This window comes from Streptomyces lacrimifluminis (genome assembly GCF_014646095.1).
Classification (GTDB): domain Bacteria; phylum Actinomycetota; class Actinomycetes; order Streptomycetales; family Streptomycetaceae; genus Streptomyces; species Streptomyces lacrimifluminis.
The window spans coordinates 162,927-187,361 of sequence record NZ_BMMU01000018.1 but is presented as its reverse complement, the minus strand read 5'-3'; the positions used below and the strand labels follow the sequence as shown (position 1 = coordinate 187,361).

The following is a 24,435-nucleotide window of genomic DNA, read 5'->3' as shown; positions in this document are numbered from 1 at the left end:
GCAGGAGACCACGACGTTCAGCTCCTCCGCGCCCGCGATGACCTACTGGTGGGCCCTGTGGCTGTTCGCGTTCGGTGCCCTGGTCACGGGGCGGATCGTGATGCCGCTGTGGCGCAACGCCTATCACCGGTTCGAGGTCACGGCGGTGGTGCCGGAGTCGGACGGCGTGGTGTCGGTGCACGTCACCGGCCGGCACCTCGACAGGCTCCCGGCCAGGGCGGGCCAGTTCTGCATCTGGCGGTTCCCCGGGCACAACCACTGGTGGCTGGCGAACCCCTTCTCGCTGTCGGCGGCACCCGACGGCCGCACACTGCGCCTGACCGCCAAGGCGGTCGGCAGCACCAGCGCCGGCCTGCGGCACCTCCCGGTCGGGACCCGCGCGTTCGTCGAGGGGCCGTACGGGGCGTTCACCTCATTGCACCGGACACGGCCCGGCGCACTGCTGATCGCCGGAGGAGTGGGCATCACGCCGGTGCGCGCCCTGCTGGAGGAGGAAGCGGGCGGCGATGTCGTCGTGCTCTACCGGGTGCGCAGCGAGGACGACGCCGTGCTGGTCGATGAGGTACGAACTCTGGTCGCGGACCTCGGTGGGCAGCTGCACCTGCTCACGGGCCGTACGGGGGAGGGCAGCGCGCCGTTCGAGCCGGAGAGTCTCCGCGCCCTGGTTCCCGACCTGGCCGAACGCGACGTGTACGTCTGTGGCCCGCCCGCGATGACCTCGGCAGTGCTCAGCGCCCTGCACGGACTGAAGGTTCCCCGCCTGCAGGTGCACGCCGAACGGTTCGGCCTGGGCTGACGGCGTTGAGGCTCCGATGGGCGCGTCCATCGGAGCCTCGGCGCAGATCCGCGGGCCCTGGCCCACTACCTCCTACCGTGCGGTTTCGAAGCCCTGTCCGAAACAGCCGACCCGAGGCAGGTCGAGAACGAACTTCAGCAGTGGGGCATGGTGGAAAATTACCAGTGCTTGCTGATTACGGCCGATGACTTCGTACCGTCTCTTCCAACGGTTGCCGTATGCCAACCACACGACAACTGCTGAGTACTGTCCAGGTGGCGCGGTTCGTGGCCCACGGTTTCCTGCGCCTCGACGGCATCGTGCCCGCGGAACTCAACAACGAGGCGTTCGGCGTCTTCGCGGCGGGGCTGCCCTCCGTGCCGTACGGCACCCCTGTGCCGAAGGCGTTCCCCGAGGGATCCGATCCTTCGCCCGACGGCTCGTCGAACTGCCCGCCGTGGCAGGCGCGTTGGAGAGCCTGGTGGGCACGGATCCGACCGTCGACCATCACCACGTGCACACGCGTGATCCGCGCGAGGGCAGCGCGCAGCCGCTGCACGCCGACGCTCTCATCGATCTGCGGACCGACGCCTTCGACGTGCAGCTCATGTACTACCCGCAGGCCGTCACCGCGGACATGGGCGGCACGCTCATCGTCCCGGGCAGCCATCTGCGCCGGACCAACGAGACCGACACCGGCCGCTACCAGAACCTGCGCGGCCAGACCCGGCTGACCTGCCCGGCCGGCACGGTCGTCCTGCTGCACCACGGCATCTGGCACGGCGGGCGGCGCAACGACAGCGACACCGTCCGGCACATGTACAAGATCCGCTTCAACCCGACCGTGCCGCAGGTGCGGCTCTGGGACACGGGGGACCTGCACGACCCGGCGGTGCGTGAGGAGTTGGGCCACGTCTTCCCCTGGTACGAACAGGCCACGGGCAGGCTGGAGATCCACAACCGGATCAGGCTCTGGCGCCTCCTGTCCGGTGACCCCGACTTCGATCGAGTACTGGGCCACCCGCATCACCAACCGACCGGCACAGAGAGAAGCGCGTGACCAGTTCGCTGGTTGGCGTGCCAGCCCGCCGTGGCCGTCTGGTTGGCGGCGTGGGCTATGAGTTTGTCCGGCCCGCAGATGTGTACGAGTGCTGTCGGATCCGGTGCGCGCAGCTCTGTACACAGCGCGGTCCGCAGGATGTCGGCCGCCCCGCCGTGGTGAAAACCTTTTCGTCCGGCCGTCGGCGGCGCGGGAACCAGTCCGGGTCTTCGGCGATGCGATGCAGCCGTAGGCCATAGGGGGCCTCTTCCGTAAGTGCCGTCCTATAATCGGAGGTCAGGCGGTGACGGTCAGGGGAGTAGTGGTTTCCCAGAGGAACCCGTCCGGGTCGCTGAACGGGTCGGCGTCGCTGGAGAGCACCAGCCGGTGCGATCCGGTGCCGACGGCGGGGACACCCGCGTCCTTGGCGAGGGCACGGCGCTTGTACAGAGCCAACTTGACGGGGCCCGGCCCGGTGGCGAACTCGACGTACTTGCCGCCGAAGCTCTTACCCACAGTGAGACCCTGTTCGATGTAGAACTGCTTGGTGGCCTTCACATCCTCGACGCCCAGCAGGAGCACGAGCTCGTCGAAGTCCCGGGTGACCGGGCCCGTGTCCTTCCTCGCCGATGTCGCGATTTTCCAGATCGTGCCGTCCGGGGACTGAACGACTCCGCCGTAGCCCCATAGGGACTTCGAGGTGGGCTTGAGGGCGGTGGCGCCGGCGTCGAGGGCGGCGCCGACAAGCGCGTCGACGTTGCCTGGCTGGGACACCACGAGTGACAGGGTGAAACCGCGGAAGCCGGTTGTGGGGGCTTCGGAGGCGCGCAGGCGCACTTGCGGCGGGACCAGTCCGAATGCGGTGGAGTAGAAGCGGGCGGCGGCTGTGGTGTCGGCCACCTCAAGGGTGACGGAGTCGATGGAGTTCATGTCCTCGACGGTAGGGCGGCCGAGTCGCCGATACTTCTCGAAAACTGCTCGGTCTGGCCCGCTGGGGCCCCGGGCCCGAGCGGCCTTCGGACCGCCGCCCCGCCTACCCGAGCCGTGGTCGGCGTTGAGCAGCCGGGCTGGTGCGGCGCGCTCGCGCCCCTGTCAGTTGGCGCCTTCCCCGTACCGAACAAGCACGGAGAGTTACCGCTCGGGACGCTCTGGCTGGCGTCACGCGCTTTCGGCATCGTCCGCAGTGCTATTAGGTCTTGAGCATTGCTCGACAGACTGTGAGAAACGATCTTCGGTCTAGGGCGTGATACAGCCTCTGAACTGGTCTTTTCCTTGCTTGATAAAATCCGCTGTGGGTATTGCCACATCTGGGTGCCGGAGGGTCCGGCTAGGGTCTGTCCACTGCCGACAAACAAGTAGCTGCGCGGAGGACCCATGGCGTTCGGCTGGATCGACGAGCAGGCCGAGGCGCGTCGCCGCGCCGGACTCGTCCGGACCCTGCGCCCGCGCCCCGCCGACTCGCCGCTCCTCGACCTCGCGAGCAACGACTACCTGGGCCTGGCCCGTCACTCCGAGGTCACCGAGGGCGCGGCCCGGGCCGCGCGGCGCTGGGGCGGCGGGGCCACCGGCTCGCGGCTGGTCACCGGCAGTACCGAACTGCACGCGGAACTCGAACGCGAACTGGCCGACTTCTGCGGTTTCGAGGCCGCCCTGGTCTTCTCCTCCGGCTACGCGGCCAACCTCGCCGCGGTCACCGCGCTCGCACCGCACGGCTCCCTCGTCGTCTCGGACGCGGGCAACCACGCCTCGCTGATCGACGGCTGCCGACTGGCCCGGGGCACGACCCAGGTGGTCGGGCACGCCGACCCGGACGCCGTCCGCAAGGCGCTCGGCACGCACACCGGGCCGGCCGTGGTCGTGTCCGACACCGTGTTCTCGGTCGACGGGGACGCGGCACCGCTGGCCGAACTCGCCGCCGTCTGCCGGGAGTTCGGTGCCGGGATGGTGGTCGATGACGCACATGGGCTGGGGGTCCTGGGCGAGGGAGGGCAAGGCTCGGCGTACGCGGCCGGGCTGGCGGGCGCGCCGGACGTCGTCGTGACCGTGACGCTGTCCAAGTCGCTCGGGAGTCAGGGCGGTGCGGTGCTGGGCCCGGCTCCGGTGATCGAGCACCTCGTCAACGCTGCCCGTACGTTCATCTTCGACACCGGGCTCGCTCCCGCTGCGGCGGGTGCGGCCCTCGCGGCCCTCACGCTGCTGCGCCGCGAGCCCGAACGGGCCGCACGGGCGCGTGCGGTGGCACGCGAACTGCACACCCGGCTGACGGCGGAGGGGCTGGCGGCGGTTCGGCCGGACGCGGCCGTCGTCTCCGTGCGCGCGCCGTCACCGGAGGGGGCCGTGCGGTGGGCGGCCGACTGCCGGGCCGCCGGAGTGGGCGTCGGCTGTTTCCGCCCGCCGTCCGTGCCCGACGGAGTGTCCCGGCTGCGGCTGACCGCCCGCGCGGACCTGGCCGAGGAACAGATCACGCGGGCGGTACAGGTGATCGGCGAGAACCGACCGTAATCCTTGGTGCGGTTGATCAGTGACACGCGACCATGAGTCGGCGGACCGCGGCCGTGCGTCGTAGGGCGATCACCGGAACGCGGTGAGGAACCCCTTCCAGCTCTCGGGGGAGAAGAGCAGGGCGGGCCCCGCCGCGTTCTTGGAGTCGCGTACGGCGAGCAGTCCGGCCCGGAATCCGGTGTCCGGACGGGCCGTCTCCACACAGTTGTTCGCGCCGGTGCTGTAGCTGCTGCGCAGCCATTGCACACCGGGCGGTTCGATGACGGACGGAACGTTCCGAGGCAGTGCTGACATGGTGCCTCCTTACACGCCGTGCTGCAGACCGGCGATGAAATCCAACGAATCCTCGGGCGAAAGGGCGTGGATCTGAAGGGTGTTGAAGGCCTCGCTGTAGGCCTGGAGGTCTTCTTTCCGTTCGAGGTAGAGGCTACTCATCATCTGGTCGAGAACAACCACATCTAAGTCAGAAGTGCTCGGAAAGGAGAAGATAACGAAAGGGCCGGTGATGCCGATGTACGCCCCCGCGGCGAACGGCAGGATCTGGAGTTGCACCTGGGGCAGGCGGGCCGCTTGCACGAGGCGCCCCAACTGACGCGTCATCACCTCGGGCCCGCCCACTTCACGGCGCAGCACCGCCTCGTCGAGGACCGCGCTCAGCGCCAGCGGCGGATCCGAACGCAGCACGTCCTGGCGGGCCAGCCGCACCTCGACCAGGGCGTCGAGCCGGGGTTCCTCCAGGCCGTCCACGGCGGCCCGGGTCATCGCGCGGGCGTACTCCGGGGTCTGCAGCAGCCCGGGTACCACCGAGGTCTCCAGCGTGCGCATCGTGCTGGCCTGCGACTCCAGGCTGATGAAATCCCGGTAGGTGGGCGGCAGTACGCCACGGTAGGCGTGCCACCAGTGGTGTCGGCCGCCGTGTTCACCGCCCGCCAGTACGAGCAGCAGCTCACGCTCCTCGCCGTCCGGGACCTCGTACGCGTCCAGGAGTAACCGGACGTCCGCCGGTTTCACCCCGCTCGCGCCGGTCTCGATCCGGCTCACCTTCGACTGGTGCCAGCCCACCAGGCGGGCCGCCTCACCGCTCGTGAGACCGGCCCTGGCGCGCAGCGCGCGCAGTTCGGCACCCAGTTTTCGGCGGCGCACCGCGGGACCGTACTGCATGGGCCACTCCTTACTCCTCATGAGCCGCCCCAATACGCTCTGGGGTCGCAGAGTTCACCGCTTCGAGCGACAGATATATGCATATCTTGGTGGATCGCACCCCGTGACCGGCGTGGGAATGGCAGTCTGGCGCGAAGCACCAGTCCGGGACCGTACTCGAACCAGCCGCTCCGTGTCGGGCCGCGGTCCTGTGGGAAAGGGACGACGCCGCCATGGCAGACCACCTGGAAGCATCCGTCACTCTGTCGAGCGATCCCGCCTCGGTCTCCGCCGCCCGCGCGTATGTGGCCAACGTGCTGGCCGAATGGGGCCTGCCGGGTGACACCGAAGCCGCCGACACCATCCGCCTGATCGTCTCGGAACTCGCCACCAACGCCGTACAGCACACCTTCGGGTTGTCACCCACCTTCACGGTGGACGTCGCCCTCGACCGTGACGAACATCTGCGCATCGGAGTGACCGACAGTCACCCGCGCTTCCCCAAACGCCTGCCCGCCGCCGTCCAGCAGGACAACGGCCGCGGAATGGTCATCATCCGCTGGCTGACCGCCGAGTCGGGCGGCAGACTGCGCGTCCACCCCACCCGCGAAGGCGGCAAGACGGTGTCGATCGAACTTCCGTGGACGGTCCCGGCCAGGCCCCCGGTGACGGCGGTCGGCCAGCAGGAGCCGTAACGGTTCGCCCTACGCCCTACGCCCTACGCCCCACCGCCACCGCCGTGCGCGCGGCCGAACGCGCCCCGCAGCAGGGCGCGGAAGGCGTCGGCCGCGGGTGCGGTCTCGCCGGTGCGGCGGACGACAGAGATCGTCCGGCGGAGGTCGCCCGGTTCCAGCAGCCGGGTACCGACCGGTGTGACCGCCGTCCGCGCGACCATCTCCGGTACGACGGCCACTCCCAGACCCGCGCTGACCAGCGCGCACACCAGGGCGTACCCCGGCGTCGCCACCAGCACCGACGGGGTGGCACCGGCCAGGGCGAGCGACGCCTCCACACCCTGGCGGGGCGGATGGTCCGGCGCCATGCTGATCAGCGGCTGGCCCGCCAGTCCGGCCAGCGGCAGCCGCGACGCGTCCCCCGCCAGCACATGGCCGGGTGAGGTCACCAGCACCAGTTCCTCGACCAGGACAGGCTCGGCGGTGACCGACGAGGGCAGCGGCGTGGGTGCGGCCGGTTCGTAGGTGTGCGTGAGCGCGAGATCGACCTCTCCGGCGGCCACGGCGGCCACTCCGGCCGGCGGTTCGTAGTCCGCGACGGACAGCTCCACGTCCGGATGGGCCCGGCGGAACGCGCTCAGCACCGGAGGCAGGAGCTGGATACCGGCCGTCTGGAAGGTGCCCAGACGCAGCGCGCCGCCCGACAGGCCGGTGAGCCGGGCCAGTTCGTGCCGGGCGCGGTCCAGCTCGTCCAGCACCCGGCGGGCCCGCGCCGTCAGCAGCTCGCCCGCGGGTGTGAGCCGGGCGCCCCGGTGATGCCGTACGAGCAGGGCGGTGCCCGTCTCCCGCTCCAGCTTGGAGAGTTGCTGCGAGAGCGCGGGCGGTGTGTAACCAAGGCGCTCGGCTGCGCGGGTGATGGACTCGGCTTCGGCGACCGCCACGAGAGCGGCGAGGCGTGTGGGGTCGTACATCCGGCTGCTCCAGGGACCGAGGCGGGAGGCCATGACCGAGACCTAACGGTTGCTTAAGGCAGACCCAGGGTATTCGACATACCTGCTGAAGGCCTGTTCCCGGCACGCTGGACGCCATGGACGCACAGCTCATCGCCTTCACCGGGGTCGCCGCGGGCATGGTCGCCATGCCGGGCGCCGATTTCACCGTCGTCGTGCGCAACGCTCTCGTCTCCCGCAGGGCCGGGGTCGCGTGCGCGCTGGGGATCACCGGTGGGCTGCTCCTGCACACCGCGCTGGCCGTCGCCGGTGTCGCCGCCGTGCTCACGGCGGTGCCCGCGCTCTTCCGCGCACTGCAACTGCTGGGTGGGGCCTACGTGCTGTACCTCGGGGCGCGGACGCTGTGGTCGCTGCGCGGGCCCCGGGCGCTGGTGGCCGAGGAGGCGCGGACCGCCGTACGGCCGTGGCGGCAGGGCTTTGTCACCAACGCGCTCAATCCCAAGGCGCCCATCACGTTCCTGAGCCTGCTGCCGCAGTTCGTGCCGGCGGACGGTCCCGCGCTGCCCCGGACGCTGCTGCTCGCGCTGATCATCGTGGCGCTGGCCCTGGTGTGGTTCCCGGCGGTGGCGCTCCTGGTGGACCGGCTCGGCCGGTGGCTGCGCCGCCCGCGGGCCGCCCGGGCCGTCGAGGCGGTCACCGGCACCGCGCTGACGGGACTCGGCGTGCTGCTCCTGCTGGAGCCACTGCTGTCGCTGCTGTCGCTGTGACGGGTCCCGGGCCGGGACGGCGGCTCACTTGCGGCCACCGTCCCGCCCCGCGGAGGTCAGCTGACCCGGCCGTACCAGACGCTCTTCGTCCAGATCTTCTGGAGCTTCACGACTTCCCCGGTCTTCGGGGAGTGCCAGATCTTTCCCTTCCCGGCGTAGATGCCCACGTGGTAGACGTTCGAGCCCGAGTGGAAGAAGACCAGGTCTCCGCCCCGACGGCTCTTGGCGGATATGTGCTTGGTCTTGTTGTACTGGGCCGCTGCCGTTCGAGGCAGTGATTTGCCCGCCTTCTTGAACGAATACTGCGTGAGACCGGAGCAGTCGAACCTCTTCGGTCCCGCGGCGCCGTACTTGTACAGCGAGCCCTTCTTGGAGGCCGCGATCTGAAGTGCCTTCGTCGACGGTGCGATCGCCGCGGCTTCGGTTGCGACCCCGGGGATCACCAGGCTGCCGCCGGCGACGGCGAGGGTGAGAGCCGAGGCCGTACCGGCACGGGTCATCAGCGACGGGACACGATTGAGCGCAGACATGCGAAACCCTTCGTCAGCCGCCTGTGAAGGATGACCTGTCGGATTCGGGCTGACAAAGTTGCCCGGCCGCTGACGCGGCTTCACCCCAAGGGCTGCTCGGCCCGGTCATGGCGTGACCGTTCCGGCGACCCGTCGTGCTTGGGTCCTCCACTCCTGCCGATGCACATCTGTCGACCGGTCATCCGGGCGGCGGCAGGACTCGGCGTCCGCCCGGATCGCCCCGCCTCTTGTGGCGGGGGCTTGTCGTCAGGAAGGGATCTTGGCTCATGTAAGTAGGAAAATCCCAATGGAATCGGGGCTTTGTGGCGTTACTCACCGCTGGCCCATTCGGGTGGACAGCTGTACCCCCGGACGACTTTCGAGGGGGCCGCGCACCCCCGGACCAGCGGTTGAGCGGTCTCGTTTCGGTTACGAAGTACACGCGTCGCGCAAGCCGAACGGGGCCGATCGAGGTGACCACGACTACTGCAAACGGGGGATGATGTGCAGTCACTCCCCGCCCCGTTCCGGACAGTCGATCGCCACGACGCGTGGGCCGGCCCGACACGGCTCCGCCGACCGTGTGGGTCAACCGGCGGGCTCACGCGGAACGGTGACACGCGCCGTGCGGCGCTCCCCGTCGAGGACGCGCAGCGCACGCGCCAGCGTATGGGCGTGCACCTCGGCCTCTCCCCGCTGGTGCATCAACTCCAGCGCGTCCCGCAACGCCACCGCCTTGGCGACCAGTGCCTGCGCGGCCCGCAGCCCGCGGTACGTGTCCCCGTGGTACGCCGGGTTGATACGGCCGAGCAGATCGGCCACTTCGAGGTATCGGTCGATCAACTCGCCCTCCGCGCGCGTCAGGGCGGGCAGCGGAGGGAGTTCGGGTGGAAGCATCGGCGGCTCACCTCGTGCCGGGGGCGGGGGGCGAGGACTTGCGGCTGGGCACGATCCGGTCCACCAGGCCGTACTCCAGGGCGGCCTGGGCATCGAAAATCTTGTCGCGCTCGATGTCGGCGGCGACCTGCTCCGGGCTCTGCCCGGTATGCCGTACGAGCAGTTCTTCCAGCAGGTTACGGATCCGGTCCAACTCCCGGGCCTGAATGGCGAGATCGCTCACCTGCCCATGGACCGGCCCGGACAGCGAGGGCTGGTGGATGAGCACCCGGGCCCCCGGCAGCGCGCTGCGCTTGCCCGGCGTCCCCGCGGCCAGCAGCACGGCCGCCGCGGAGGCCGCCTGTCCCAGGCAGATCGTCTCCACCTCGCAGGTGACGAACCGCATCGTGTCGTAGATCGCCGTCATCGCGCTGAACGAGCCGCCGGGGGAGTTGATGTAGAGCGAGATGTCCCGGTCGGGCGCCAGGTATTCGAGATGCATGAACTGGGCCATCACGTCGTTCGCCGAGGTGTCGTCGACCGGCGTCCCGAGAAAGACGATCCGTTCCTCCAGGAGCTTCGAGTAGGGGTCCAGCGTCCGGCTCCCCGTGCTGGTGCGTTCGGTGAACTCGGGCAGCACGTAACGGGCTGACGGTTCGTCGGTGTCCTTCATGGCGTGCGCCTCCTCGGTGGCTTCCGTAAAAAATGTACAGGACGTACAGACTCTGCGGGAGGGCTCCACGAGGTGCTCGCCGACAGCGAAAACCCCGGGGAGCGCGCTGTTCCCCGGGGTTCTCGAGCCCCGCGTCCGCGGCTTGATCCGCCGGGCAGGGCCTAGGCTGGAACACATGGCCTACGAGATTCCGGTGACGCAAGCCAGGGCTGAGCTCGCCGACCTGATCAACAAGGTGGTGTACGGCGGTGAGCGCGTCGTCGTGACGCGGCACGGCAAGCCCCTCGTCGCCCTGGTCTCCGCGGCCGACCTGGAACGCCTGGACGAGCTGGACGCGGCGGAGGGGCAGGTCGTCAGCGCGGTCTCCAGCGTCAGGGAGGTCGCTGCCGCGCCCGTGGAACGGCAGCGGTTCGGCATCGCGGCGGAGCACCGGGGGCCGGGCACCCGCTGAGCGGGCTGGTAGGGCGGCCGGTCGGGCGGGCGGCTTCGGGCCCCGGGCGGTGACGGCGTCGGCACCGTATACGGTCCGGCTCTCGACGGTGTCCCGGGCGGCGGCCCCGCCGGAGTATCGGCGGATCCCGAAGGTGCTCTCGTGCGACGCCAGTTGCTGCTCGCCCCGGGTGACCGCGGCGGCAGGTCGCGGGGCGCGGTGCGGGGGGCTGGCCGGGTGAAGGCCCGGAGTGACGGCGCGACCAGGGGCCGGGAGCCGGGGCGGTTGTGGCGAGGAGGGGCTGGTCGCCGCCGTCGTCATCGAGGTGACGCACGAGCTGCGACGACGCCTTCGGGGTCGTCGGCGAGCAGAGCCCGCCCAGAGCCGCCCTCGCCGCCGGACGTGATCGTGGGCGAGATGACGGGCAGGATGCCCCGGCCTGGGCCGAGACGCGGTGCGGCGCGGTGCGGTGGCACGCTGTCGAACGTGTTCGACGAGGGCTACGTCGAGGTCCGCGTGCCTCGGGTGCGGGTGGCCGAGCGGTACCGGGAAGTCGGCACGACGCGCGCCGTGCACGGGCGGCCCCGGTTTCGAAGGGCCGAACGGGTCGTGGGCCCGGTGATCGCGGGTCGGTTGACCACAGGCCGGTTAACGTCCTTGAAACTCCGGCCAACTAGCGTGCCCATCTCGTCACCAGCGGTTTTGGTGGCATCGGGCAACCGGACCCCGCACGGTCCGGAGCGAGGATGTGAGGTGGGAAGCCGTGCAACTGACCCCGCACGAGCAGGAGAGGCTGCTGATCCATGTGGCGGCGGACGTGGCCGAGAAGCGACGGGCCCGTGGGCTCAGACTGAACCATCCCGAGGCGGTCGCGCTGATCACCTCGCACATCCTCGAGGGTGCCCGTGACGGACGGACGGTTGCCGAGCTGATGTCCTCCGGGCGGCAGCTGCTGACCAGGGAGGACGTCATGGAGGGCATCCCCGAGATGATCCACGACGTCCAGGTCGAGGCGACCTTCCCGGACGGCACCAAGCTCGTCACCGTCCACGACCCGATCGTCTGAGGGGGGCTGCCGTGATTCCCGGAGAGATCCTGTTCGCCGACGGACCCGTCGTGTACAACGAGGGCCGCGAGGTCACGTCGATGACCGTGCTGAACGCCGCCGACCGGCCCGTCCAGGTCGGTTCCCACTACCACTTCGCCGAGGCCAACCCCGGCCTGGAGTTCGACCGCGCCGCAGCGCGCGGCAAGCGGCTCAACATCGCCGCCGGCACCGCCGTGCGCTTCGAACCCGGGATCCCCGTCGACGTGGAACTCGTTCCGCTCGCCGGCGCGCGCATCGTGCCCGGACTGCGCGGGGAGACCGGAGGTGCCCTCGATGCCTGAGATCTCGCGTGCCGCGTACGCCGACCTGTTCGGCCCCACCACCGGCGACCGTATCCGGCTCGCCGACACCGACCTGCTGATCGAGATCGAGGAGGACCGCAGCGGCGGCCCCGGTCTCGCCGGTGACGAGGCGGTGTTCGGCGGCGGCAAGGTCATCCGCGAATCCATGGGCCAGGCCCGCGCTACGCGCGCAGACGGCACCCCGGACACGGTCATCACGGGCGCCGTGATCGTCGACCACTGGGGCATCGTCAAGGCCGACATCGGCATCCGCGACGGCCGCATCACCGGCATCGGCAAGGCGGGCAACCCCGACACGATGGACGGGATCCATCCCGACCTGGTCATCGGTCCGGAGACCGAGATCATCGCGGGCAACGGCCGGATCGTGACGGCGGGCGCCATCGACGCGCACGTCCACCTGATCTGCCCGCAGATCGCCGACGAGGCGCTCGCATCGGGCATCACGACCCTCGTCGGCGGCGGTACGGGTCCGGCCGAGGGCTCGAAGGCGACGACGGTGACCCCCGGTCCCTGGCACCTCGCCCGGATGCTGGAGGCGATGGAGCAGTACCCCCTCAACTTCGGGCTGCTCGGCAAGGGCAACACCGTCTCGCACGACGCGATGCTCTCCCAGATCCGCGGCGGCGCCCTCGGCCTGAAGATCCACGAGGACTGGGGGTCGACCCCGGCCGCCATCGACGCGGCCCTGACCGTCGCCGACCGGACGGGTATCCAGGTCGCCATCCACACGGACACCCTCAACGAGGCCGGTTTCGTCGCCGACACGCTCGCGGCCATCGCCGGCCGCGGCATCCACGCCTACCACACCGAGGGTGCGGGCGGCGGGCACGCGCCGGACATCATGTCCGTGGTCTCCGAGGCGCACGTCCTGCCGAGTTCGACCAATCCGACGCGGCCTTACACCGTCAACACCGCCGACGAACACCTCGACATGCTGATGGTCTGCCACCACCTGAACCCGACGGTGCCGGAGGACCTGGCGTTCGCCGAGTCACGCATCCGGCCGTCGACGATCGGCGCGGAGGACATCCTTCACGACCTGGGTGCTATTTCCATTATCTCCTCCGACGCTCAGGCCATGGGGCGGGTCGGCGAGGTCATCATGCGGACCTGGCAGACGGCCCATGTGATGAAGCGCCGACGGGGTGCACTGCCGGGCGACGGCAGTGCCGACAACCATCGAGTACGTCGCTATGTCGCCAAATACACGATCAACCCGGCCCTCGCCCAGGGCCTCGCGCGGGAGATCGGCTCCGTGGAGACGGGCAAGCTCGCCGACCTGGTCCTCTGGGAGCCCGCCTTCTTCGGGGTCAAACCGCACCTCGTCATCAAGGGCGGCCAGATCGCGTACGCGCAGATGGGCGACGCGAACGCCTCGATCCCGACTCCGCAGCCGATCCTGCCACGGCCGATGTTCGGGGCGATCGGACGGGCACCGGCGTCCAACTCGTTCAACTTCGTCGCCCAGTTGGCGATCGAGGACGGGCTGCCGGAGCGGCTTCAGCTGGGCAAGCGGTTCGTGGCGATCGAGTCCACCCGTGGGGTGACCAAGGCCGACATGCGGGAGAACGACGCGCGTCCGGACGTGAAGATCAACCCTGACAGCTTCGCCGTGCACATCGACGGGGAGCTGGTCGAGGCCACTCCGGCCGCCGAACTGCCCATGGCCCAGCGCTACTTCCTCTTCTGATGAGGAGATTTTGATGAGCAGGGCAGCGCTGTTCGTCCTGGCCGACGGCCGCTTCCCCGCCGGAGGGCACGCGCACTCCGGCGGGGCCGAGGCCGCTGTCAAGGCGGGGCGTGTCACCGGGGCCGCGAGCCTGGAGGAGTTCTGCCGGGGGCGGCTGCACACGACGGGGCTGGTGTCGGCGGCGCTGGCCGCGGCTGCGGCGCTGGGCGTCGATCCGGTGGAGCTCGACGGTGCGGCGGACGCGCGGACACCTTCGCCGGCGTTGCGCGTCGCCGCGCGCAAGCTGGGGCGACAGCTGATGCGGGCGGCGCGGGCGACCTGGCCGTCGGCCGAACTCGACGCACTGGCACGGGAGTTCCCCAAGGGGGCACATCAGCCGGTGGTGCTGGGGCTCACGGCGCGGGCGGCGGGGCTGGGGCCGGAGGATGCGGCGTACTGCTCCGCGTACGAGAGCGTCAGCGGGCCCGCGACGGCGGTTGTGCGATTGCTGAGCCTTGATCCGTTCGATGCGACCCGGGTGCTGGCTCGGTTGGCGCCGGAGCTGGATCGCGTCGCGGATCGGGCGGTGGAGGCTGCTCGGGGGGTGGTGGCCGGGGGCGGGGTCGATGTGTTGCCTGCGGCTTCCGCGCCGATGCTGGAGGTGGGGGCGGAGGGGCATGCGGGGTGGGCGGTGCGGTTGTTCGCGTCGTAGGGGTTTCCTCGCCCCCGCTGTCGGCCCTGAACGGGCCTCGTCCTCAAACGCCGGACGGGCTGAAAGATCAAGCCCTGGCCGGGGATATCCAGCCCCTCCGGCGGTTGAGGAGCGGGTGTTCGGGGGCGAAGAAGGCCCGAACAGCCACCTCGGACACACCACACAACAACACACAGAGACCAGAACAGGAGCCGTATCTCATGCACCTCGACCACTCCCACCCCCACGCCGGCGCAACCGTGGGCGCGGATGCGCACCGCCCCGACGGCACCCGTCGCGCGCTGCGCATCGGCCTCGGCGGGCCCGTGGGGTCGGGCAAGACCGCCACCGTCGCCGCCCTCTGCCGCACCCTGCGCGAAGAGCTGTCCCTCGCGGTCGTCACCAACGACATCTACACGCGCGAGGACGCCGAGTTCCTGCTGCGCGAGGCCGTGCTGCCCCCCGAACGCATCACCGCCGTCGAGACCGGCGCCTGCCCGCACACCGCGATCCGCGACGACATCTCCGCCAACCTCGAAGCCGTCGAGGACCTGGAGGACGAGGTGGGGCCGCTCGACATCGTGCTCGTCGAGTCCGGCGGCGACAACCTCACCGCCACCTTCTCCAAGGGCCTCGTCGACGCCCAGATCTTCGTCATCGACGTCGCCGGCGGGGACGACATCCCCCGTAAGGGCGGCCCCGGCGTCACCACCGCCGACCTGCTCGTCGTCAACAAGACCGACCTCGCGCCGTACGTCGGTTCCGACCTCGGCAGGATGGCCGCCGACGCGAAGACGGCCCGCGGCGAGATGCCCGTCGTCTTCCAGTCGCTGCGCAGCGAGGCAGGCGTCACGGAGGTCGCCCTCTGGGTGCGGGCACAGCTCGCGGCGTGGACCGCATGACCACCGGTGTCCGGGCCACCGCCAGGATCGTCGCCCGGCCGGACGGCCGGGGCGGTACCGCTCTGCCGGTGCTCGACGGTGACGGCCCGCTGGCCCTGCGCCGCATCCGCGCGCACGGCGACGAGGCCCGCGTCATGCTGGTCGGTGCCATGAGCGGCCCTCTCGGCGGCGACCACTTCACCGTCGAGGCGGAGGTGGCGGAAGGCGCCCGACTGCATCTGGCGTCCGCCGCGGCCACCATCGCGCTGCCGGGCCAGGCGAAGGGCGAGGCCCGTTACGAGGTACGGATCGGTGTCGCCGACGGAGGCGAACTCCGGTGGCTGCCCGAGCAGTTGATCTGCGCCCAGGGCAGCGAGCTGTACGTTGCCACGCGTGTCGACCTCGCGCCGGGTGCCCGCCTGGTGTTCCGCGAGGAGCAGGTGCTCGGACGCTCCGGCGAGGAGCCCGGGCGGCTCGGCAGCCGTCTCACGGTGCGGATCGGAGGCCGTGTCGTCCTCGACCAGGAGCTGGCCTGCGGTCCCGGAGCGCCGGGCGGCTGGGACGGGCCCGCCGTGCTGGCAGGACATCGCGCCCTCGGTCAACTCGTCGTCGTACAGTCGGAGTTCGTGGACGCGCCGGTCGAGGCTCGGCTACTGGGAGAGGGCGCCGCGCTCGTTCCGCTCGCCGGACCCGCCGCGCTGGTGACCGCCGTCGCCCCGGACGCGCTGCGGCTGCGCCGGGTGCTGGACGAGGCGCTCGCGGCCCTGGCGCCTGCCTGCCACGGCTGATCACCCGGGCCACCCGACCTGTCCGCCGACCATGGCAAATCCCCACACCACACCGGATACCCGCTCAGCGGAACTCCCCTCACCGTTTATCGGATTGGCAAAGAAGCCCGCCCACCCCCTGTTCACAGGTCCCGCACAGCGGCGAGGATCCCCCTGACCGACCAAGCACAACTACTTACGGGGAGGCCCACTTGAGAGGCACCACACCGACGAGACGAGCCGCGGCGCTCGGTTCCGCCGGAGCGCTCGTCACGGCGACCCTGATAGCCGGCGCCGTCGCGGCGCCCTCGGCCAGCGCGGACGCCCGCCACGGCAAGGACCGTGAGACACGCGGCGCGACCATCGCCGCCGCACGGGCCGCGAAGGCCGGAATCGACTGGCAGGACTGCGCGGCCGACTGGGGCCTGGAGAAGCCGATCCAGTGCGGCTGGGTCACGGTGCCGCTCGACTACGCGAAGCCGTACGGCAAGCAGATCAAGCTCGCCGTCGACCGTATCGGCAACACGGGGACGAAGGAGGAGCGGCAGGGCGCCCTCATCTACAACCCGGGTGGACCGGGCGGCTCCGGGCTGCGCTTCCCGCGCCGGGTGACGACCAAGAACCCGCTGTGGACGAACGTGTCGAAGGCCTACGACTTCGTGGGCTTCGACCCGCGCGGAGTCGGCCACTCGGCGCCCATTTCCTGCGCCGACCCGCAGGAGTTCGTGAAGGCTCCCAAGCCCGACCCGGTACCGGACAGCGAGGCGGACAAGCGCGCCCAGCGCAAGTCTGCCCGTGAGTACGCCGAGGGCTGCTACGAGCGCAGCGGCGAGATGCTCCCGCACATGACGACGCCGAACACCGTGCGCGACCTGGACGTCATCCGTGCCGCGCTGGGGGAGAAGAAGCTCAACTTCCTCGGTGTGTCGTACGGGACGTACATCGCGGCCGTCTACGGCACGCTCTACCCGGGACACGTCCGCCGCATGATCGCCGACAGTGTCGTCAACCCGTCGCGCGAGAAGATCTGGTACGAGGCCAACCTCGACCAGGACGTCGCCTTCGAGATGCGCTGGAACGACTGGCAGGACTGGGTCGCCAAGAACGACGCCGTCTTCCACCTCGGGACCACCCGGGCCCAGGTGCAGGCGAAGTGGCTGGAGTTGCGGGCCACCGCGAAGAAGAACCCGATCGGCGGGCTCGTCGGACCGGCGGAGCTGATCGGGTTCTTCCAGGGCGCCCCGTACTACGACTCGTCGTGGATTCCGGTCGCCACCGTGTTCAGCAAGTACTTCGCGGGTGACACCCAGGCGCTCGTCGACGCGGCGGCTCCCGACCTCACGGACACCGCGGGCAACGCGGCCTCCGAGAACGGCAACGCCGTCTACACGGCCGTCGAGTGCACCGACGCCAAGTGGCCCACCAGCTGGAAGAAGTGGGACCGGGACAACACCCGGCTGCACAAGAACTACCCGTTCCTCACCTGGGCCAACGCCTGGATGAACCTGCCGTGCGCGACCTGGCCGGTCAAGCAGCAGACCCCGGTGAACGTGAAGTCGGGCAAGGGGCTGCCGCCGGTGCTGATCGTGCAGGCCGAGCGTGACGCGGCCACCCCGTACGAGGGTGGTGTCGAACTGCACAAGCGCTTCAAGGGCTCCCGTCTGATCACCGAGAAGGGCGCGGGCTCCCACGGCGTGACCGGGCTCGTCAACCCGTGTGTCAACGAGCGGGTGGACTCCTACCTGCTCACCGGCAAGGTGGACGCGGCGGACGTGACCTGCGCCGCGCACGCCACCCCGAAGCCGTAGCCGCAGCGGTCAGTCGTACGAGGTGAGGGGCGGCCGGAGAGTCTTCCGGCCGCCCCTTCCCGTCACCCGGGCCAGGCGTCCTCCGCCGCGTAGTCGAAGAGGTCGCCGTACGTCTCGAACATCTTGGGATACGCCTCCCGCCAGTCCCGCCCGGCCAGCCGGGCCCCGATCCAGGCGACGGTCTCCGGCAGGCTCTCCGCGTACGTGACCACGGGGCGGTAGCCCAACTCCCGTTCGGCGGCGGACATGTCGCACACGACGGGCGCCGGAGTCGACCACGGGGTGTCGCCCACGGTGGGCGCCGGCGGTGGACCGTCCACCAGGACGTTCTCCACCTCGACCCCCATCACGGCGTCGATCGCCCCGGCGATCTCCGTCACCGTGGGTGCCTCGGGATCGACGGCGTTCAGGACCCGGGTGCCCGGCCGTGCGGCGGCCAGCCGGATCAGCTCGGCGATGTTGTGGACGCTCGCCGGATGGAAGCGGCTGCCGCCACCGTGGGCGAGAACGCGTCGGCGCCGCCCGTCGAGGTTGCGCTTGACGAAGTACAGTTCGCGCGGACTGCGGCCGTACGGCCCGTGGATCGCGCCCGCCCGCAGCAGAGTGGTCGGCAACCGGTCGCCGAGGGCGAGGAGTTCGCGTTCGAGGCCCGCCTTCCGGGTGCTGTACGAACTCTCGCCGGGCCGGACCGTGCGCTGGTCCTCGGGAATGGGCACCGGGTACTCGGGGAATCCGTCGGGCTCCGCCTGTGTGTCGAAGTTCCGGCCCTTGTCGTCCTCGTACACGGACACACTGGAGATGACCACCGCCGACCCGACCCGCCCGGCGAGACCGGTCAACTGCCGTGCGTGCTCGGGCCCGTAGGCCACCATGTCCACGAGGACGTCGCACCCGTCGCCCACGGCGGCCGAGAGCGCCCTGTCGTCGGCCCGGTCGGCGGCCGTGACGCGCACCTCGTCCGGCCAGTTCCCGTCCCTGCCGCCGCCCCGCGAGACGGCGGTCACCTCCCACCCGTCCCGGGCGAGCGCACCCACGGCCACCCGCCCGATCTGCCCGGTCGCCCCGATCACCACGCTTGTCTCATGGAGCGACGGTAACCGGTGACACCCTCAGGTCCCGCGGGGATTAGCCACGAGCAGATCGCAGCTGCGGCGCGAGCGTAGGAGGCTTCAACTGAGCGGCATACGCGGGAACTTGCGCTCCCGCTTCTCCCTCTCCGCCTTCTTCTCGGCGGCCTTCCGATCGGCCTCCTCCTTCTTGGCGACGGCCGCGTACTGGTCGACGTACTCCTGCCCGGAGAGGTGGAGAATGGCGTACATGATCTCGTCGGTGATGGCCCGCAGCACCGCCTTCTCGTCCTCCATCCCGAGGTAGCGGGAGAAGTCGAGGGGCTCGCCGAAGCGGATCGCCACGGGATGGACGTTCGGGATGACCTTGCCCGGCGGCTGTGCCTCGAACGTGCCGATCATCGCGCAGGGAATGACGGGCACCTGGGCCCTGAGCGCCATGACGGCGACGCCGACCTTGCCCTTGTACAGCCGTCCGTCGTGCGACCGGGTGCCCTCCGGATAGATGCCGAGCAGCTCGTCCTTGCTCAGCACCCCGAGCCCTTCACGGATCGCGGCCTGCCCCGCCTCCTTGCCCGACCGGTCCACCGGAATCTGCCCGGCACTGCGAAAGAAGTACGCGGTCAGCCGCCCCTTGATCCCGGGGCCCGTGAAGTACTCGGCCTTCGCGAGGAACGTGATGCGCCGTTTGAGGATCGCGGGCATCAGGAAGTGGTCCGAGAACGACAGGTGATTCCCGGCGACGATGGCGGCGCCCGACGACGGTACGTGTTCGAGCCCTTCGATCCGGGGCCGGAAGACAAGTCTCAGCAGTGGCCCGAGCAGCACGTATTTGAGTACGTAGTAGAACAAGGGCTCGCTCCTCACTGGGGAGGTCAGTCTATGTGCCGGGGCGGCCCCCTGTAACGGGGGTGATCAGCCTCAGGTGCAGTCCGGCAGCACCTCGTTGGCACGCTTGAAACCCACCTGCCACATACGGTCCAGCTCGGCGACGTCACTGTCCGTGAGAGGGGCCTCGGTGCTCGGGAGAAGGGGCGGTGTGCCGAGGATGACCTTGGTGACGATGTTGGTGGAGTCCCAGGTCCTGACGAAACCCGCGCCGAGTGCTCCGAGAGTCCGCCGTCGAACCGCGGATGGACCTCGACCGAGGCGTTCGCCTCGTCGCCGGCCTTGCGGCTGACGACGGTCAGTCGCTCCTGCCGTACGAAGGCTTCCACCAGGCAGTTGTGTGCCAGCCCGCTGTCGGCCCGGACGTCGATCTCCACGGCCAGGGATCCGGTGTGGGCACTGAGGTGGAAGGAGTACTGGCCCGTACCGCCAGACGTTCTTCCCGCGCCGGGTCGTCACGCAGCAGTGGTGCCCCGGGTACCTCGCGGCGGCCAGGCGGGACGACGCCGAATCCGGTGGTGACGACGCCCTGGCGCGGGTGCTGACCGACGACGACAGGTGGACCACCCTGTGACCGGCGTCGGCGCCGAGGGCCCGGGGGAGTCCGGCTGGAGCTGCCACTAGGCCCGCCGAACTTCCCACCGAGCCGGTGCCCTGCTCCCACCTGTCCATCGAGCTTGGGTACCTGTGCATGAAGGACTTCGCGGCCGGACCGAAGCGGCTGCGCGCTCGCTTCGTGGAGGTGGCGCCCCTGGGCCGACGCGGCCTGTACTCGGGCCGGCCGTGATCGTCGCAGGCGGGGACCGCCGACTGCCCGGGGCGCCCTGTTCGGCGCGGCCGGGTGTGGTCGAGACGTGCGGTCACGGCGCCCCGGAGAACCTTCGGAGCCGCAGTTGATGCCGGCACGGCGGGAGGACGGCCCACCCGGGTGACGGGTGGGCGGAGCCGCGCCGTGCCGTTCGCCGTCAGGCTCCCTGCGCCAGCACCTTCTCCAACGTGTCCAGAGCCGTGGCCAGTTCCTCCCCGGTGACCGTCAGCGGCGGCGCCAGCCGGATCGTCGACCCGTGCGTGTCCTTGACCAGGATCCCCTCCCGCATCAGCCGCTCACTGATCTCCCGTCCGGTCCCGATGGCCGGGTCGACGTCGACCCCCGCCCACAGTCCCCGGGACCGGAATCCGACGACGCCCTTGTCGACCAGCCCGGTCAGACCGTCGCGCAGCACAACGCCCAACTCGTCGGCCCTGCGCTGGAATTCACCGGTCTCCAGCAGCTCGACCACCGCCTGGCCGACCGCCGCCGCCAGGGGGTTGCCGCCGAACGTCGAGCCGTGTTCACCCGGCCGCAGCACCCCGAGGACGTCCCGGCGTGCGACCACCGCCGACACCGGCACGATGCCGCCGCCCAGGGCCTTGCCGAGCAACAGCATGTCCGGGACGACGTTCTCGTGGTCCACCGCCAGCGTGCGGCCCGTGCGGCCCAGGCCCGACTGGATCTCGTCCGCGACGAACAGGCAGCCCGTGCGGCGTGTCAGTTCGCGTACGCCGGTCAGATAGCCGTCGTCCGGGATCAGGACACCCGCCTCGCCCTGGATGGGCTCCAAGAGGACCGCCGCCGTCGTCTCGTCGACCGCCTCCTCCAGGGCCGCCAGGTCGTTGTAGGGCACGATCCGGAAGCCCGGCGTGAACGGGCCGAAGCCCGCCCTCGCCGTCTCGTCGGTCGAGAAGCTGACGATCGTCGTCGTACGGCCGTGGAAGTTGTCCGCCGCCACCACGATCGTCGCCCGGTCGGCGGGGACGCCCTTCACCTCGTACGCCCATTTGCGGGCCACCTTGATGGCGCTCTCGACCGCCTCCGCGCCGGTGTTCATCGGCAGGACCATGTCCAGGCCCGTCAGCTCGGCCAGGGAGGTGGCGAACTGGGCGAGACGGTCGTTGTGGAAGGCGCGGGAGGTGAGGGTGAGACGGTCCAGCTGGCGGTGGGCCGCCTCGATCAGCGCCGGGTGGCGGTGGCCGAAGTTGAGGGCCGAGTAGCCGGCCAGCATGTCCAGGTAGCGGCGGCCCTCGACGTCCTCGACCCAGGCGCCCTCCGCGCGGGCCACGACCACGGGCAGCGGGTGGTAGTTGTGCGCGAGAACCGGTCCTTCGGCGCGGATCAGGTCGGTGGAGGTGCGTGTGCCCGTGTTGGTGCTCGTCAGTGCGGTCATGAGCGGATCTCCTGGGTGCAGCACTTGATGCCGCCGCCGGCCTTGCGGAACTCCGACAGGTCGACGGGGACGGGAAGGTAGCCGTGGCGCGTCAGTTCGGCGGCGAGGGCCGTGGCGCCCGGGTCGATGAAGACGTGGTGGCCGTCCGAGACCGAGTTCAGACCGAACGTCATCGCGTCCTCGCGGGTCGCGACGACCGCGTCCGGGTACAGCCGCGCCAGCACCTCGCGGCTGCCCGGCGAGAACGCGCCCGGGTAGTAGGCGATGTTGCTCTCGTCGAGGACGAACAGCGCCGTGTCCAGGTGGTAGAAGTACGGGTCCGTCAGCGTGAGCCCGATCACCGGGACACCGAAGTACTCCTGCACCTCGTGATGGGCCTCGCGGGTCGTACGGAAGCCCGTGCCCGCCAGGATCCAGCGGCCGGCCGGGACCAGGTCGCCCTCGCCCTCGCACACCGACTCGGGGCGGTACACGTCGAAGCCCGCCGACTTGAACCACGTCTCGTACGCGGTCGACTCGGGGCGGCGCTCGGGGGCGTGGAAGGAGGAGCCGAAGACACGGCCGTCGACGACGACCGCCGAGTTCGCGGCGAACACCATGTCGGGCAGGCCGGCGACCGGCTCCACGGTGTCCACGGTGTGGCCATGGGCGCGGTAGGCGCTGATCAGTGAGCGCCACTGCTCCTGGGCCAGATCCACGTCCACCCTGGTGTCGGGGTTCATCCAGGGGTTGATCGCGTACTGCACGGCGAAATGTCTGGGTTCACAGACGAGAAAGCGCCGGGGGCGCGGCACACGGCTGTCGGGCACAGAGGGGTTCCTCCGCTTCCTGCAATGTTCCAGTGGGATGTACACCACGGTAGGAACTGAGCCCGACGCCCGACAAGCGACAACGATTGCGTGTCCGCGCAGGAATCATGCGTCTTTGACCTCCTCAGCGCAGGTCTGATGCGTCCCCCGAAGTGGTGTTCGGAGCGGGGTGGGTTGCGCCCGCCTCCGGGCTTTCCGGGAGGAGGTGGGACAGCACCATGTAGCTGATCGTCTTCCGGATGAACGGCTCGGTACGGATGCGCTCCAGCACGTTCTCGAAGTGCTCCACATCCGTCGCCCGCACATGCAGCAACGCGTCCGCGCCGCCCGTCACCGTCATCGCCGCCGTGATCTCCGGATGGTTGCGCACGACCTCCGCCAGCCGCCGCGGCGGCGCCGCGCCCTCGCAGTACACCTCGACGTAAGCCTCCGTGCTCCAGCCGAGCGCCGACGGCTCCACCGTCGCCGTGAACCCGGTGATCACGCCCGTCTCGCGCAGCCTGTCCACCCGCCGCTTCACCGCCGTGGCCGACAGCCCGACCGCCGCGCCGATCTCGGCGAAGCTCGTACGGGCGTTCGCCATCAGGGTGGTGATGATCTTCCGGTCCAGCTCGTCGAAAGGCGCCGGCCTGCTGTTCATCCGGGCACTGTACCCAGCGACCGGTGGACACCGCCCGCGTTGGCGGCTTGCGCGCCCGGCACATGGGCACACGTACGAATTCCACCTACACTCCACCTTCATGCTGCGCGCCCTCGCCGTCGACGACGAACGCCCCTCCCTGGAGGAGCTGCTGTATCTTCTGCACGCGGATCCACGGATCGGCAGTGCCGAGGGAGCCGGTGACGCGACCGAGGCGCTGCGCCGCATCAACCGGGCCCTGGAGTCGGGACCCGGCGGACCCGAGGCGATCGACGTCGTGTTCCTCGACATCCACATGCCCGGCCTCGACGGCCTCGACCTGGCCCGCCTCCTCACCGGGTTCGCCAAGCCGCCGCTCGTCGTGTTCGTCACCGCCCACGAGGACTTCGCCGTCCAGGCCTTCGACCTCAAGGCGGTGGACTACGTACTCAAACCCGTACGCAAGGAACGCCTCGCCGAGGCCATCCGCAGAGCCGCCGAACTGCGGAGCGGCGCCCCGCCCGTGCCCGCGCCCATACCCGTGCACGAACCCGACCCCGACCACATACCCGTCGAACTCGGCGGCGTGACCCGCTTCGTCGCCGTCGACGACATCACCCACGCCGAGGCCCAGGGCGACTACGCCCGTCTGCACACCGACCGGGGCAGCCACCTCGTCCGCATCCCGCTCTCCACCCTGGAGGAGCGCTGGCGCGCCCGCGGATTCGTCCGCATCCACCGCCGCCATCTCGTCGCCCTGCGCCACATCGGCGAGCTCCGCCTCGACGCGGGCACCGTGAGCGTCCTGGTCGGCGCCGAGGAACTCCAGGTCAGCCGACGGCACGCCCGCGAACTGCGGGACCTGCTCATGCGCCGGCCCGCGAGCTGAAGGGCGGAGCCCCACCCATGCCCCAGGACCCTTCCGAACGCCGGGTCGTCGTCACCGGGCCGCCCCGGCGCGTCCGCCGGACCTCCGGCTACTACCGGCCGCGCACCGAGATCGACGAACAGACCACCCTCGGCCACACCTACGTCCGCTCCCTGATGCGCTCCCAACTCCGCGCCGCCCTTGCCGTGTTCGCGGTCCTCGCCCTGCTCGTCGCCCCGCTGCCGCTGCTCTTCGCGGCGATGCCCGACGCCCACCAGCTGGAGTGGCTGATCCTCGGCTTCGGCCTCTACGCGCCCCTGGTGCTGCTCGCCCGCTGGTACGTGCGGCGCGCCGAACGCAACGAGCGGGACTTCGTCCGGCTGGTCGAGGACCAGGACCGCTGACGCCATGAACGG

General features: G+C 70.4%; 26 protein-coding genes, 2 pseudogenes and 1 riboswitch. Of the genes and pseudogenes, 16 read left to right on the top strand and 12 right to left on the bottom strand.

Translation table 11 applies throughout. The annotated features are described in order from the left end of the window. On the top strand, positions 1-796 hold a 796-nt coding region (locus IEY89_RS25460), incomplete at its 5' end, for a ferredoxin reductase family protein (protein WP_444545545.1). Positions 797-1,014: 218 nt separating this feature from the next. Beyond that, a pseudogene (locus tag IEY89_RS25455) lies at positions 1,015-1,824 on the top strand (phytanoyl-CoA dioxygenase family protein); the annotation flags it as partial. 287 nt (positions 1,825-2,111) lie between these two features. Here the strand turns inward: IEY89_RS25455 and IEY89_RS25450 are convergent. Beyond that, the gene (locus IEY89_RS25450) at positions 2,112-2,744 is read right to left on the bottom strand and encodes a VOC family protein (protein WP_189149814.1); all 633 of its coding nucleotides are present in this window, start codon (positions 2,742-2,744) and stop codon (positions 2,112-2,114) included. Between the two features lie 444 nt (positions 2,745-3,188). Between IEY89_RS25450 and IEY89_RS25445 the strand changes: the two genes are divergently transcribed. After that, positions 3,189-4,316 (top strand): 8-amino-7-oxononanoate synthase, encoded by a 1,128-nt coding sequence (locus IEY89_RS25445; protein ID WP_189149813.1) that lies wholly within the window; start codon positions 3,189-3,191, stop codon positions 4,314-4,316. A gap of 69 nt (positions 4,317-4,385) precedes the next feature. Here IEY89_RS25445 and IEY89_RS25440 read toward each other — a convergent pair whose 3' ends face one another. Then, positions 4,386-4,610: a DUF397 domain-containing protein gene (locus IEY89_RS25440; RefSeq protein ID WP_189149812.1), complete on the bottom strand. Its 225-nt coding sequence runs from the start codon at positions 4,608-4,610 to the stop codon at positions 4,386-4,388. Between the two features lie 9 nt (positions 4,611-4,619). Continuing rightward, positions 4,620-5,477, bottom strand: coding sequence for a helix-turn-helix domain-containing protein (locus tag IEY89_RS25435; protein ID WP_189149811.1), 858 nt, complete (start codon positions 5,475-5,477; stop codon positions 4,620-4,622). Positions 5,478-5,689: 212 nt separating this feature from the next. On the opposite strand from IEY89_RS25435, the gene IEY89_RS25430 reads away from it, so the two are divergent. Further along, positions 5,690-6,151 carry an ATP-binding protein gene (locus IEY89_RS25430; RefSeq protein ID WP_189149810.1) on the top strand — a complete coding sequence of 154 codons (462 nt, stop codon included), beginning with the start codon at positions 5,690-5,692 and terminating at the stop codon, positions 6,149-6,151. A gap of 23 nt (positions 6,152-6,174) precedes the next feature. Here the strand turns inward: IEY89_RS25430 and IEY89_RS25425 are convergent, their stop codons facing one another. Next, positions 6,175-7,101, bottom strand: coding sequence for a LysR family transcriptional regulator (locus IEY89_RS25425; RefSeq protein WP_189149809.1), 927 nt, complete (start codon positions 7,099-7,101; stop codon positions 6,175-6,177). A 116-nt stretch (positions 7,102-7,217) separates the two neighbouring features. On the opposite strand from IEY89_RS25425, the gene IEY89_RS25420 reads away from it, so the two are divergent. Continuing rightward, a complete protein-coding gene (locus tag IEY89_RS25420) occupies positions 7,218-7,847 on the top strand; it encodes a LysE family translocator (RefSeq protein ID WP_189149808.1) in 630 nt (209 codons plus the stop codon). Between the two features lie 56 nt (positions 7,848-7,903). On the opposite strand, the gene IEY89_RS25415 is transcribed toward IEY89_RS25420, so the two are convergent. From IEY89_RS25415 to IEY89_RS25405, 3 genes are all read right to left on the bottom strand, one after another. Further along, on the bottom strand, positions 7,904-8,377 hold the full coding sequence (locus tag IEY89_RS25415) for a C40 family peptidase (RefSeq protein ID WP_189149807.1): 474 nt from the start codon (positions 8,375-8,377) through the stop codon (positions 7,904-7,906). A gap of 3 nt (positions 8,378-8,380) precedes the next feature. Then, a riboswitch (cyclic di-AMP (ydaO/yuaA leader) is annotated at positions 8,381-8,560 on the bottom strand. A 384-nt stretch (positions 8,561-8,944) separates the two neighbouring features. Beyond that, entirely contained in the window at positions 8,945-9,253 is a 309-nt protein-coding gene (locus tag IEY89_RS25410) for a hypothetical protein (RefSeq protein ID WP_105975329.1), read from the bottom strand. Between the two features lie 7 nt (positions 9,254-9,260). After that, a complete protein-coding gene (locus IEY89_RS25405; RefSeq protein ID WP_189149806.1) occupies positions 9,261-9,905 on the bottom strand; it encodes an ATP-dependent Clp protease proteolytic subunit in 645 nt (214 codons plus the stop codon). Positions 9,906-10,080: 175 nt separating this feature from the next. Between IEY89_RS25405 and IEY89_RS25400 the strand changes: the two genes are divergently transcribed. The 8 genes from IEY89_RS25400 to IEY89_RS25365 all read left to right on the top strand — a co-directional run bounded on the left by IEY89_RS25400 (position 10,081) and on the right by IEY89_RS25365 (position 17,564). Further along, positions 10,081-10,356: a type II toxin-antitoxin system Phd/YefM family antitoxin gene (locus tag IEY89_RS25400; RefSeq protein ID WP_189149805.1), complete on the top strand. Its 276-nt coding sequence runs from the start codon at positions 10,081-10,083 to the stop codon at positions 10,354-10,356. 742 nt (positions 10,357-11,098) lie between these two features. After that, positions 11,099-11,401, top strand: coding sequence for an urease subunit gamma (locus IEY89_RS25395; protein ID WP_189149804.1), 303 nt, complete (start codon positions 11,099-11,101; stop codon positions 11,399-11,401). Positions 11,402-11,412: 11 nt separating this feature from the next. Further along, on the top strand, positions 11,413-11,724 hold the full coding sequence (locus tag IEY89_RS25390) for an urease subunit beta (protein ID WP_164412501.1): 312 nt from the start codon (positions 11,413-11,415) through the stop codon (positions 11,722-11,724). After that, positions 11,717-13,438 (top strand): urease subunit alpha, encoded by a 1,722-nt coding sequence (locus IEY89_RS25385; protein WP_189149803.1) that lies wholly within the window; start codon positions 11,717-11,719, stop codon positions 13,436-13,438. The genes IEY89_RS25390 and IEY89_RS25385 overlap by 8 nt, the downstream gene beginning before the upstream one ends. A gap of 13 nt (positions 13,439-13,451) precedes the next feature. Then, positions 13,452-14,129 (top strand): urease accessory protein UreF, encoded by a 678-nt coding sequence (locus IEY89_RS25380; RefSeq protein ID WP_189149802.1) that lies wholly within the window; start codon positions 13,452-13,454, stop codon positions 14,127-14,129. A gap of 200 nt (positions 14,130-14,329) precedes the next feature. Further along, on the top strand, positions 14,330-15,010 hold the full coding sequence (gene ureG / locus IEY89_RS25375) for an urease accessory protein UreG (RefSeq protein WP_189149801.1): 681 nt from the start codon (positions 14,330-14,332) through the stop codon (positions 15,008-15,010). Continuing rightward, positions 15,007-15,777 (top strand): urease accessory protein UreD, encoded by a 771-nt coding sequence (locus IEY89_RS25370; RefSeq protein WP_189149825.1) that lies wholly within the window; start codon positions 15,007-15,009, stop codon positions 15,775-15,777. Before ureG ends, IEY89_RS25370 begins: the two co-directional genes overlap by 4 nt. 191 nt (positions 15,778-15,968) lie before the next feature. After that, positions 15,969-17,564 (top strand): alpha/beta hydrolase, encoded by a 1,596-nt coding sequence (locus IEY89_RS25365; RefSeq protein WP_189149800.1) that lies wholly within the window; start codon positions 15,969-15,971, stop codon positions 17,562-17,564. 62 nt (positions 17,565-17,626) lie between these two features. On the opposite strand, the gene IEY89_RS25360 is transcribed toward IEY89_RS25365, so the two are convergent. Further along, on the bottom strand, positions 17,627-18,637 hold the full coding sequence (locus IEY89_RS25360; RefSeq protein WP_189149799.1) for an NAD-dependent epimerase/dehydratase family protein: 1,011 nt from the start codon (positions 18,635-18,637) through the stop codon (positions 17,627-17,629). Between the two features lie 96 nt (positions 18,638-18,733). Beyond that, positions 18,734-19,483 (bottom strand): lysophospholipid acyltransferase family protein, encoded by a 750-nt coding sequence (locus IEY89_RS25355; protein ID WP_189149798.1) that lies wholly within the window; start codon positions 19,481-19,483, stop codon positions 18,734-18,736. A gap of 676 nt (positions 19,484-20,159) precedes the next feature. Here IEY89_RS25355 and IEY89_RS42305 point away from each other — a divergent pair. After that, positions 20,160-20,306, top strand: a pseudogene (locus IEY89_RS42305) (hypothetical protein); the annotation flags it as partial. A gap of 178 nt (positions 20,307-20,484) precedes the next feature. Here the strand turns inward: IEY89_RS42305 and rocD are convergent. The 3 genes from rocD to IEY89_RS25340 form a co-directional block, all read right to left on the bottom strand. Continuing rightward, complete coding sequence (gene rocD, locus IEY89_RS25350) at positions 20,485-21,723, bottom strand: ornithine--oxo-acid transaminase (RefSeq protein WP_229695419.1); 1,239 nt, start codon at positions 21,721-21,723, stop codon at positions 20,485-20,487. Beyond that, positions 21,720-22,532, bottom strand: coding sequence for a dimethylargininase (gene ddaH / locus IEY89_RS25345; protein WP_189149797.1), 813 nt, complete (start codon positions 22,530-22,532; stop codon positions 21,720-21,722). Before ddaH ends, rocD begins: the two co-directional genes overlap by 4 nt. Positions 22,533-22,656: 124 nt before the next feature. Then, positions 22,657-23,172: an Lrp/AsnC family transcriptional regulator gene (locus tag IEY89_RS25340; RefSeq protein ID WP_189149796.1), complete on the bottom strand. Its 516-nt coding sequence runs from the start codon at positions 23,170-23,172 to the stop codon at positions 22,657-22,659. Between the two features lie 100 nt (positions 23,173-23,272). Between IEY89_RS25340 and IEY89_RS25335 the strand changes: the two genes are divergently transcribed. Both IEY89_RS25335 and IEY89_RS25330 read left to right on the top strand, forming a co-directional pair. Next, positions 23,273-24,040 (top strand): LytR/AlgR family response regulator transcription factor, encoded by a 768-nt coding sequence (locus tag IEY89_RS25335; protein ID WP_189149795.1) that lies wholly within the window; start codon positions 23,273-23,275, stop codon positions 24,038-24,040. 17 nt (positions 24,041-24,057) lie between these two features. After that, on the top strand, positions 24,058-24,423 hold the full coding sequence (locus tag IEY89_RS25330; protein WP_189149794.1) for a hypothetical protein: 366 nt from the start codon (positions 24,058-24,060) through the stop codon (positions 24,421-24,423). The last annotated feature ends 12 nt before the right edge of the window (positions 24,424-24,435 follow it).

Bases quoted from the DNA above. Each gene is read 5' to 3' on its own strand.
- IEY89_RS25450 (WP_189149814.1), bottom strand. From the start codon at position 2,744: ATGAACTCCATCGACTCCGTCACCCTTGAGGTGGCCGACACCACAGCC.
- IEY89_RS25445 (WP_189149813.1), top strand. From the start codon at position 3,189: ATGGCGTTCGGCTGGATCGACGAGCAGGCCGAGGCGCGTCGCCGCGCC.
- IEY89_RS25440 (WP_189149812.1), bottom strand. From the start codon at position 4,610: ATGTCAGCACTGCCTCGGAACGTTCCGTCCGTCATCGAACCGCCCGGT.
- IEY89_RS25435 (WP_189149811.1), bottom strand. From the start codon at position 5,477: ATGCAGTACGGTCCCGCGGTGCGCCGCCGAAAACTGGGTGCCGAACTG.
- IEY89_RS25430 (WP_189149810.1), top strand. From the start codon at position 5,690: ATGGCAGACCACCTGGAAGCATCCGTCACTCTGTCGAGCGATCCCGCC.
- IEY89_RS25425 (WP_189149809.1), bottom strand. From the start codon at position 7,101: ATGTACGACCCCACACGCCTCGCCGCTCTCGTGGCGGTCGCCGAAGCC.
- IEY89_RS25420 (WP_189149808.1), top strand. From the start codon at position 7,218: ATGGACGCACAGCTCATCGCCTTCACCGGGGTCGCCGCGGGCATGGTC.
- IEY89_RS25415 (WP_189149807.1), bottom strand. From the start codon at position 8,377: ATGTCTGCGCTCAATCGTGTCCCGTCGCTGATGACCCGTGCCGGTACG.
- IEY89_RS25410 (WP_105975329.1), bottom strand. From the start codon at position 9,253: ATGCTTCCACCCGAACTCCCTCCGCTGCCCGCCCTGACGCGCGCGGAG.
- IEY89_RS25405 (WP_189149806.1), bottom strand. From the start codon at position 9,905: ATGAAGGACACCGACGAACCGTCAGCCCGTTACGTGCTGCCCGAGTTC.
- IEY89_RS25400 (WP_189149805.1), top strand. From the start codon at position 10,081: ATGGCCTACGAGATTCCGGTGACGCAAGCCAGGGCTGAGCTCGCCGAC.
- IEY89_RS25385 (WP_189149803.1), top strand. From the start codon at position 11,717: ATGCCTGAGATCTCGCGTGCCGCGTACGCCGACCTGTTCGGCCCCACC.
- IEY89_RS25380 (WP_189149802.1), top strand. From the start codon at position 13,452: ATGAGCAGGGCAGCGCTGTTCGTCCTGGCCGACGGCCGCTTCCCCGCC.
- ureG (WP_189149801.1), top strand. From the start codon at position 14,330: ATGCACCTCGACCACTCCCACCCCCACGCCGGCGCAACCGTGGGCGCG.
- IEY89_RS25370 (WP_189149825.1), top strand. From the start codon at position 15,007: ATGACCACCGGTGTCCGGGCCACCGCCAGGATCGTCGCCCGGCCGGAC.
- rocD (WP_229695419.1), bottom strand. From the start codon at position 21,723: ATGACCGCACTGACGAGCACCAACACGGGCACACGCACCTCCACCGAC.
- IEY89_RS25340 (WP_189149796.1), bottom strand. From the start codon at position 23,172: ATGAACAGCAGGCCGGCGCCTTTCGACGAGCTGGACCGGAAGATCATC.
- IEY89_RS25335 (WP_189149795.1), top strand. From the start codon at position 23,273: ATGCTGCGCGCCCTCGCCGTCGACGACGAACGCCCCTCCCTGGAGGAG.
- IEY89_RS25330 (WP_189149794.1), top strand. From the start codon at position 24,058: ATGCCCCAGGACCCTTCCGAACGCCGGGTCGTCGTCACCGGGCCGCCC.